9 protein-coding genes are annotated in these 8,841 nt (G+C 41.6%); 2 read left to right on the forward strand and 7 right to left on the reverse strand.

Annotated elements, in window-relative coordinates:
* Positions 1 to 160: 160 nt before the first annotated feature.
* Complete coding sequence (locus tag B4033_RS09715) at positions 161 to 1,564, forward strand: diguanylate cyclase (RefSeq protein WP_286833520.1); 1,404 nt, start codon at positions 161 to 163, stop codon at positions 1,562 to 1,564.
* A 1-nt stretch (position 1,565) separates the two neighbouring features.
* On the opposite strand, the gene B4033_RS09720 is transcribed toward B4033_RS09715, so the two are convergent.
* The 7 genes from B4033_RS09720 to B4033_RS09750 all read right to left on the reverse strand — a co-directional run bounded on the left by B4033_RS09720 (position 1,566) and on the right by B4033_RS09750 (position 7,004).
* Positions 1,566 to 2,129 carry a DUF4385 domain-containing protein gene (locus tag B4033_RS09720; protein WP_076753288.1) on the reverse strand — a complete coding sequence of 188 codons (564 nt, stop codon included), beginning with the start codon at positions 2,127 to 2,129 and terminating at the stop codon, positions 1,566 to 1,568.
* Positions 2,130 to 2,384: 255 nt separating this feature from the next.
* Positions 2,385 to 2,744: a cupin domain-containing protein gene (locus tag B4033_RS09725; protein ID WP_008303657.1), complete on the reverse strand. Its 360-nt coding sequence runs from the start codon at positions 2,742 to 2,744 to the stop codon at positions 2,385 to 2,387.
* Between the two features lie 95 nt (positions 2,745 to 2,839).
* A complete protein-coding gene (gene folE, locus B4033_RS09730; protein ID WP_017401324.1) occupies positions 2,840 to 3,388 on the reverse strand; it encodes a GTP cyclohydrolase I FolE in 549 nt (182 codons plus the stop codon).
* 93 nt (positions 3,389 to 3,481) lie between these two features.
* Positions 3,482 to 4,165: a Smr/MutS family protein gene (locus B4033_RS09735; protein ID WP_286833523.1), complete on the reverse strand. Its 684-nt coding sequence runs from the start codon at positions 4,163 to 4,165 to the stop codon at positions 3,482 to 3,484.
* Positions 4,166 to 4,539: 374 nt separating this feature from the next.
* The gene (trpC, locus tag B4033_RS09740; protein ID WP_076753290.1) at positions 4,540 to 5,346 is read right to left on the reverse strand and encodes an indole-3-glycerol phosphate synthase TrpC; all 807 of its coding nucleotides are present in this window, start codon (positions 5,344 to 5,346) and stop codon (positions 4,540 to 4,542) included.
* 20 nt (positions 5,347 to 5,366) lie between these two features.
* Entirely contained in the window at positions 5,367 to 6,413 is a 1,047-nt protein-coding gene (gene trpD / locus B4033_RS09745) for an anthranilate phosphoribosyltransferase (RefSeq protein ID WP_286833526.1), read from the reverse strand.
* 6 nt (positions 6,414 to 6,419) lie between these two features.
* Entirely contained in the window at positions 6,420 to 7,004 is a 585-nt protein-coding gene (locus B4033_RS09750) for an anthranilate synthase component II (RefSeq protein ID WP_048881554.1), read from the reverse strand.
* 805 nt (positions 7,005 to 7,809) lie between these two features.
* Here B4033_RS09750 and glnA point away from each other — a divergent pair.
* Positions 7,810 to 8,841: type I glutamate--ammonia ligase (gene glnA / locus B4033_RS09755; RefSeq protein ID WP_349678838.1), on the forward strand; the 1,032-nt coding region annotated here is incomplete at its 3' end.

Genomic DNA, 8,841 nt, shown 5'->3' on the forward strand with positions numbered 1-8,841 from the left:
TCTCTAAAAGTTACTGATTTAAATAAAAAATAGAAGTTACAATAATATAAGGATTTTGTGGCTGTTTTAGATGTTGTTTCATCAAAATTATGGATGCATGGGGTAACGATAGCTTATAAATTTGATATATTGTTCACCTAATTTATTGGGGTATTTGAGTATGGACAATGAATGTATGCATATGCTAGCGGGACAGTGGCAGCATATATGCCAAAATTATTCATCAGATGATTTAGTCCATACCTTCCAGTTTATACAGGATAATGCCCTGATACTGGTGGAAGAGTTTTATAAAAATATGCTGGTGGAAAAAGAGTCGGCAGAGTTCTTTTCTGACGATCTGATTCAGCAGCGCCTGCGCAACACCTTGCATCAATGGCTGTTAGAAAGTTTTAGTGTCGGTATTAATAAGCACTATTTACAGGCTGTACAGAAACAGCATACCGTCGGTCATGTCCATGCCCGGGTAGGTATTCCATCCTGGCTGATTATGCGTGGTGTACGTGAAATTGAACGCAAGATATTTGAGCTGTTAGAAGATGATGATCAGTTGCTGACGCTGACGACCTGTAGCTATCTGGTACAGGTTATGAGCTTCGCTACTGAAATCATGTGCCGTTCCTATGAGGCAAAAACTGCCAAAAATCAGGAAATCAAGCACAGTTATCGTCTGTTCTCTGCCATGCAGGATGTTGCAGTACAAAAAGATAAGCAGCGTAGTTGCTTACTCGACTGGGAAAATGAGCTGATGTACAAAGTGTTCTCAGGTCAGGAAACCTTACGTCATCCGCTACTGTCCAAATCTGAATTTGGCCTATGGTTTATTCATAAAGCCTCGTATGCATTTACCGGCTCAGATCAGGTTCAGCTAATTATTGAACGCATTCATCAGGTCGATACGCTAAATCAGATCATTTTAGAATGTCAGGACAAAACAAAAAAACTGAACCTGATTCAGCAGATTCGTGAGCTGAATCGTGAGATTCAGCATCTGATTGATCAGCTATTTCAGGTGGCAGAATATATTGAATCGGGTAATGATTCCCTGACTCAATTACTCAATCGTCGCTATCTAAATACCATTATTTCCCGCGAAATTACTTATTCATGTCAGAACCAGACACCACTTGCCTTATTGGCGCTGGATGCCGATTTCTTTAAAACCATTAACGACAAATTTGGTCATGCGGCGGGTGATCTGGCCCTGAAATTTATTGCGGATGGATTACAGAAATACAGTCAGGGCAGTGACTATGCTTTTCGTGTGGGTGGTGAAGAATTCTTGCTGTTACTGGTCGATACCGATCAACGCCGTGCCATGAATATTGCAGAAAATATCCGTAAATTTATTGAAGAAGGCATAATCACGACTGCACAGGGTATTCAGTTCAAGTTTACCGTGAGTATTGGCTGTGTGATTTATGATGGTCATCCGGACTACCAGAAGTTCCTGGATACTGCTGATACAGCTTTATATGCAGCAAAAAATACTGGTCGTAATCGGGTGTATCTGGCAAAAAATGACCCGGATACGCGAGTATTGAATACACCATCACTGACCTAAATTATTGATGGGATTGCAGCGATTCAATCCAGTCTTTAAATTGCTGTTTTTGCTTAATATACTCGGGATGAAGTTTGGCTTCATCCCATTTTTTTTTAAAGATACGTGCTGCGGCAGCTTTAACGGGATCTTCTCGCTGACGAGGCAATTCGTCTCTGCCGTGGGCGCCGCTCAATCCTTTTTTGTCATCTGGCACCGGACCGTCATATTTTTTACCGCCTTTATGATTAGCATAGCGGCGGGCACGGGTATAGCCCATCTGCAAGAATTTACGTGCCATATCCGCACCAATAAAATCTTCCTTTTCCAGATAATCCAGAAACATGGCATAAATCTTAGTACTGCTCGCTTGGGCCTTCTCTTCATCGGCAAAGCGCCAATATGGCAAAATTTCCGATTTATACGGTTCAACTGAAAGCACGCCCTGTTCACCACGTCCAATCCTGTACAATTCAGGCCGTTTTCTAAAATTAATTTTTTCAAAATCTAGCGAGTAATCAAAACTGGTCGAAACTACCCGCGAGGTTTTACGGGGAACATTTTTTGAAGATTTTTTAATCGTCATATTTTCTCCTTATGTATCTATATTTCCCTATAACCAGGAATGCCTGTCTGTATTTTTGAAGTCCATGAGCTTTCTTAAAATGTATGTAATTTTTTATTAAGTGCAATAGACAAGCAGATCAATCTGCATAACTGAACAGATGATCAGGAATAATGTAGGCTGGAAGAGTGCTAAAGCGGGTAGTGATGCTGTAATGAATTGTAGAAGTAGAATTTATTTATAGCTTTAAAAAAGAAAAACCTGCAAAAGCAGGTTTTAGGCTTCAACTACGACAAAGTATTTTTTGACTGCCTCTACCACTTCAAAAGTACCGACAAAGCCTGGTGGAATAATACCTGCATCACCGGCTTTGATTTCTACATAACTTTTTTTGTTGGCATCATGCAGGCGAACTGTACCTTCAATGACCGTAAAGAATTCCTGTTTATTCTCAGCGAACACAATATTCCATGCACCTATTTCACATTCCCAGATACCGCAATTCATATTGGGATGATCATACAAGCTTTGTGTAGAACGTTTAGGATTGCCAGCGACCAGGCGATCAGGACGGGGATAATCAATTATGGTTTCACTCTGGGTTAAACCATGACCTGCTAACCAAATTGATGACATAGTGAATCCTCAAGTTAAAGTTATCTGAAATTGAATAAATTAAAGCACATATAAAAAAGCCTCAACAAGTGTCGAGGCTTTTGAAATCAAAACGATTAGTAAGCTTCAGGTACTGCGCTCAGGAATTCACGACGTTCTTCTTTATTGGTTTTAAAATCACCCACAAAAGAAACAGTACGTGTCGTTGATTCCTGCTTGCCCACACCACGCATCATCATGCACATATGCGCAGAATCAATTACTACAGCCACACCACGTGCGCTAGTCACTTCAGCCACTGCTTCTGCAATTTGCTGGGTCAGATTTTCCTGAATCTGTAAGCGACGTGCAAACATTTCAGTAATACGGGCAAATTTAGACAGACCTAAAACACGGCCTTCTGGCAAATAAGCAATGTGCACACGACCATAAAATGGCAATAAATGGTGTTCACACAGCGAATAGAATTCGATATTTTTGACCAAAACCATCTCATGGTTATCAGACGGGAATACCGCATTATTGGTCACTTCTTCCAGAGTCTGGCTATAGCCGGAAGTTAAATACGAAAAAGCTTTCGCAGCACGCACAGGCGTATCTTTGAGACCAGGGCGATTTAAATCTTCACCAACGGCAGTAAGAATGTTTGCGTAGGATTGCTGCATAGTCATATGACGTATTCACTTACACTGAGATAGAACAAGGACGGCATTGTAGCAGAAAACTATTACATTGCCTTAATTTGGAGTTAATTCCGATTACTGTTTGAACTTTGGATTCTTTTCCGCACGCTTGAGCAGAACCAGCACAGCGCCAGTACCGCCCTGGTTTTCAGGTGCGCTGACAAAGGCCAAAACATCACGGTGCTGACGCAGCCAGCCATTTACGTAGGTCTTTAAAATGGCTTCCGGACCTTTACCATGTACGATCTTAATTACGTTCTGATTTTCATCTTTCGCCATCTGGATAATTTGCAATACTGCAACACGTGCTTCTTCCACGGTACAGCCGTGCAGATCGACTGCTTCATACCAGCGCAGATTGCCGGCTTTCAGATCTTCAAAGACTTTGTGCTGTAGGGTCGCAATGCGATAGCTCAGCGCAGCCTGACTTCCGACTGGATTCAGTATGGCCTGGGTATCTGAAAGGGCAGTTTCATCAGTCTGCATCGGACCTTCAGCAGCAGCACGTTTGGCTAGTGTCTGTGCATCCGGTTTTTCCTTGCCGGCTTTTTCGATTTTTGCGATATTGCCATTATCGATTTTTTGTACACCCTGCATCTGTTTACGAAACAATTCCAGCTCATCAGCTTGTTCCTGTTCAGGTGTTTTCACCACAGGTGCTTCAACTTCAACGCGTGGCTGTGGATTGCTGATCTGTTTTTTAAATTGCTTTAGTAAGTTAAACTGATCTTTGGAAAGCGAAGAATCGTGTTTGCTCATAATCAAAAAACATGCAATATGCGAAAATATTGATAAATTATAGTCCTGATTCAAGAAAATGAGAACTGCATTGCGCTTATACTGTTTAGGTATTCTGTTCAAGTGAATATTTAAATGAAATTTAAACGTGAATATACAATAAGAGCTCACGTTTATTATTTGATTTTTTAGGTCTTACTGTTCATATAAGCAGAATGTATTTGATTATATCCAGGCTGATAGGCTGATAGGCTGATAGGCTGATAGGCTGAATTTTAGAGAGAGATTTCAAGCTGGGGCAGAACAGAAAAACAGATAAATTAGAAGGTCTAAAAGTTGATTCAGGGAGTAGGAAGAATCAGGGCAAAACGAATTTTGTCCTGAATTGAAAATTTTTATACAGCTTCTGGTTCACCAAACAGTTCGCGGAATGCATGATCCGGACGCGGCTGTTTCATAAAGCTTTCACCAACCAAAAAGGCATGAATATCATGTTCCTGCATCATCGCGACATCTGCAGGTGTTGCAATACCACTTTCAGTCACCAACAAGCGAGATGGATCGAGTAACTGTTTTAAACGCAGTGAGGTATTTAAATCAACATCAAAGGTCTTCAAGTTACGGTTATTTACCCCCAACAGGCAGCGATCTGAAAGTTTAAGCGCACGTTCGAGTTCGGCCTCATCATGCACTTCGACTAAAACATCCAGATGATGCTCAAAAGCAGTCTTCGACATTTCTTCCAGTTGCTGATCAGACAGGCAAGCCACAATTAGCAAGATACAGTCTGCATGTAAAGCTCGCGCTTCAATCACCCCATAAGGATCAATCAGGAAATCTTTACGTAGGGCTGGCAAATCGCAATGCGAACGTGCAATCTGAATATTCTCATCAGCACCCTGGAAGAAATCCACATCGGTCAATACGGATAAACATGCAGCGCCTGCATCCTGATACTGTGCGGCAATTTCCGCTGGATTAAAGTTTTCACGGATAATGCCTTTGGATGGAGAGGCTTTTTTGATTTCAGCAATCACCCCCGGGCGCTTAGCCAGCAATGATTGAGCAAAGCCACGTACAGGTGTGGCAGCTTGAGCCAGCTCTTCAACATCCTTATAACTTTTTTGCTTCAGACGTGCAGCAAATTCTTCTTTTTTCCGGTCTACGATCTTACCTAGAATCGTATTTGCGATATCTACCATGATTAAAAATTCCTGCTGTCTTAGATGTCGTATTCTTTGAGCGTATTGCCAAATTCTGCCAAAATGCCCATTTTTTCTAGAGCTTGTCCCCCATAAATAATGTCATGGGCAAGGGCAACACCTTGTTTATAGCTAATGGTTAAACCAGCTACATAGATACCTGCACCAGCATTAAGCGCCACCATATTTGCGGCTTTCTCACCAATTTCAGATTTCTTTTTGCTTAACGCGTCTTTAATCAGTTTTAAGCTGTCGGCAGCACTGTCAATGGTTAGACCTGTTAAGGTTTGAGAGGCAATATCGACCTGTTCAGGAATGATTTCCCATTCAGTGATTTCACCATTCTTGAGTTCAGCCACATAAGTTTTAGATGCTAAACTGATTTCATCTAAACCATCTTGTGAATGCACCACCATGACATGTTCAGCACCGAGTTGCTTAAGCACTTCAGCCATTGGGCGGCACAACTCATGTGAGAAAACACCAATGACAAAGCGTTTTACTCCAGCCGGATTCGTAAGCGGGCCGAGTAAGTTAAAAATACTACGGAAACCCAATTCTTTACGTGGCGCAGCGGCATATTTCATGGCTTTGTGGTGATTTGGGGCGAATAAAAACCCTACACCAATTTCACGAATGCAACGTTCACTTTGCTCAAGACTCAGATCAAGGCGAATACCTGCTTGCTCTAGGACATCGGATGAACCTGATTTACCAGAAACCCCACGACCGCCATGTTTAGCAACAGTTCCGCCTGCAGCCGCAATCACAAAACTTGAAGCAGTAGAGACATTAAATAAATTTTGACCATCACCGCCTGTGCCAACAATGTCGACCAAATATGGCAAATCGCTGACATCAATTTTCAGTGCCAATTCACGCATTACACGTGCTGCAGCAGTAATTTCATCGATGCTTTCGCCTTTTAAGCGTAGACCCATCATCAGGGCGCCAATTTGTGCATCAGTGGCTTCACCCGACATGATGCAACGCATCACGTCTTCCATTTGTGGCTGAGTCAGGTGAATGTTTTTTGTAATATGGTTTAAAGCTTGTTGAATATTCATCATTATTTACGCATAAATTTCTAGGAAGTTTTTAAAGATTTGATGGCCATGCTGGCTCAGGATGGACTCCGGATGGAACTGCACACCTTCAACAGGCAATGTCTTATGTTTTACGCCCATGATTTCTTCCATTGAGCCATCTGCTTCATTGGTCCAGCAGGTCACTTCCAGACATTCCGGCAAGGTCGCCTGATCAATCACCAATGAGTGATAGCGCGTCGCAGAAAATGGAGAAGGCAGGTTGCTGAAAATCCCTTTGTCACTGTGATACATGTCGGATAGACGGCCGTGCATGACACGTTTAGCGCGTACAATATCACCGCCAAATGCCTGACCAATACTTTGATGGCCGAGACATACGCCTAATAGCGGAATCTTGCCAGCAAAGTGCTGAATCGCAGGAATGGAAATACCGGCTTCACTTGGAGAACATGGACCAGGGCCAATGACCAGATACTTGGGTTGCCATCGCTCAATATCTTCCAAAGTCACGGCATCATTACGGACTACTTTTACTTCTTGATTCAGCTCGCCAAAGTACTGGACGATGTTGTAAGTAAAGGAGTCATAGTTGTCGATCATTAAAAGCATGAGCTTAACCTATTGAAATTAATGCACTTAAACTGTGCTTGAGTAATTCAGAGCGTGCTTTATTAGCAGTTTTTTAGCTAGCTAGAAAAGCTGACTAAACTGTTGATTTCATTGTGTGAAAATAAAGCGACAATCATCATAGCAAATAATCTGAAACTACGGCGCAACAATTTGCCCAATTTTTCTGCTTAGCCAAATGAACAGGGTTGATAAGGATTAATACACACAGTGATATAACCAAAAAATATTAAATAACTAAAAGTAAGTTAAGGTCAAAAAATATATACACATAATTTTGATGTTTTAATTTTTTATGAGTTGCTTTAAAAAACAACAGTTGATTAGCAGTCGGAGAAAACGGAACAGTATTCTTATCATTTATTTGTCTAAAGTGACTCAATTTGGTGAGTATTTTCTTAACCTTAGTCTTTAAGAAAAACTGAATATTCGCAGTATAATACAAAAATACCTTTTAAATCGATTAAAAACTCACCTAAAGTTTATAAAAGCTACATAAGCCCATCATTATTTACCAGAAATAACATCTATAGTGATTTTACCGCACTGTTAAGGTGCAGTGTGAAATCTAACGAAACAAAAATCACAGAGAATGCTTGAATATAGTGCATTTAATTATACAGACAGTATAATAGGCCGAAAGTATTTCTTTCAATCCACGTATTCTCATAAGGATTTCAAGATTTTAGCTATACTTTTAAAAGTTGGTACGGTAATTGCTTAATAACTACCAACTACTAACACGCACTTCGTAAGTGCAACAAAAAAACATCGGAGCAAATTGAGCATGGCGAACAAGGTCCTTCAACTCATCCAAGAAAGTGCCGCAAAATGGGTAGACTTCCGTTTTACAGACACTAAAGGTAAAGAGCAACACGTGACTTACCCAGCAGACACTATTGATGAAGATACATTTGAAGACGGTAAAATGTTCGATGGTTCTTCAATCTCTGGCTGGAAAGGTATTGAAGCGTCAGACATGATTTTACGCCCAGATGCTGAAACAGGTTTTATCGACCCGTTCTTCGCTGAGCCTACAGTTGTTGTAACTTGTGATGTCATTGAACCTTCAACTGGTCAAGGTTATGACCGTGACCCACGTTCAATCGCTCGCCGTGCAGAAGAATACCTGAAATCTACTGGTATTGGTGATACTGCATTTTTCGGTCCTGAGCCAGAATTTTTCGTATTTGACGAAGTAAAATGGGAAATCGACATGTCTGGCGCTCGCCATACATTGATCGCTGAAGAGGCTGCATGGTCAACTGGCAAAGACTACGAATCAGGTAACTCTGGTCACCGTCCACGTGTTAAAGGCGGTTACTTCCCAGTTCCTCCTGTAGATTCTCACCACGATATGCGTGCAGACATGTGTGCAAAAATCGAAGAGATCATGGGCCCAGGCCGTGTAGAAGTACATCACCACGAAGTTGCATCTTGCCAGCTTGAAATCGGTGTAAGCTTCAACACAATGGTTCGTAAAGCAGACGAAGTACAACAGTTTAAATATGCTGTTTGGAACGTTGCGCACCAATACGCGAAAACTGCGACTTTCATGCCTAAACCAATGGTAGGCGACAACGGTTCTGGTATGCACGTTCACATGTCAATCTCTAAAGATGGCAAGAACCTGTTTGCTGGTGATGAATATGCAGGTCTTTCTGAAACTGCACTTTACTTCATCGGTGGTGTGATCAAACACGCGCGTTCATTGAATGCGATCACTAACCCGTCTACAAACTCATACAAGCGTCTGGTACCGCACTTCGAAGCACCAATTATGTTGGCTTACTCTGCGCGTAACCGTTCTGCTTCTATC

Origin of the sequence: Acinetobacter sp. UBA3132 (assembly GCF_002364825.1) — a bacterium.
GTDB classification, from domain to species: domain Bacteria; phylum Pseudomonadota; class Gammaproteobacteria; order Pseudomonadales; family Moraxellaceae; genus Acinetobacter; species Acinetobacter schindleri.

Bases quoted from the DNA above. Each gene is read 5' to 3' on its own strand.
- trpD (WP_286833526.1), bottom strand. From the start codon at position 6,413: ATGAATATTCAACAAGCTTTAAACCATATTACAAAAAACATTCACCTG.
- B4033_RS09715 (WP_286833520.1), top strand. From the start codon at position 161: ATGGACAATGAATGTATGCATATGCTAGCGGGACAGTGGCAGCATATA.
- folE (WP_017401324.1), bottom strand. From the start codon at position 3,388: ATGCAGCAATCCTACGCAAACATTCTTACTGCCGTTGGTGAAGATTTA.
- B4033_RS09735 (WP_286833523.1), bottom strand. From the start codon at position 4,165: ATGAGCAAACACGATTCTTCGCTTTCCAAAGATCAGTTTAACTTACTA.
- trpC (WP_076753290.1), bottom strand. From the start codon at position 5,346: ATGGTAGATATCGCAAATACGATTCTAGGTAAGATCGTAGACCGGAAA.
- B4033_RS09720 (WP_076753288.1), bottom strand. From the start codon at position 2,129: ATGACGATTAAAAAATCTTCAAAAAATGTTCCCCGTAAAACCTCGCGG.
- B4033_RS09750 (WP_048881554.1), bottom strand. From the start codon at position 7,004: ATGCTTTTAATGATCGACAACTATGACTCCTTTACTTACAACATCGTC.
- B4033_RS09725 (WP_008303657.1), bottom strand. From the start codon at position 2,744: ATGTCATCAATTTGGTTAGCAGGTCATGGTTTAACCCAGAGTGAAACC.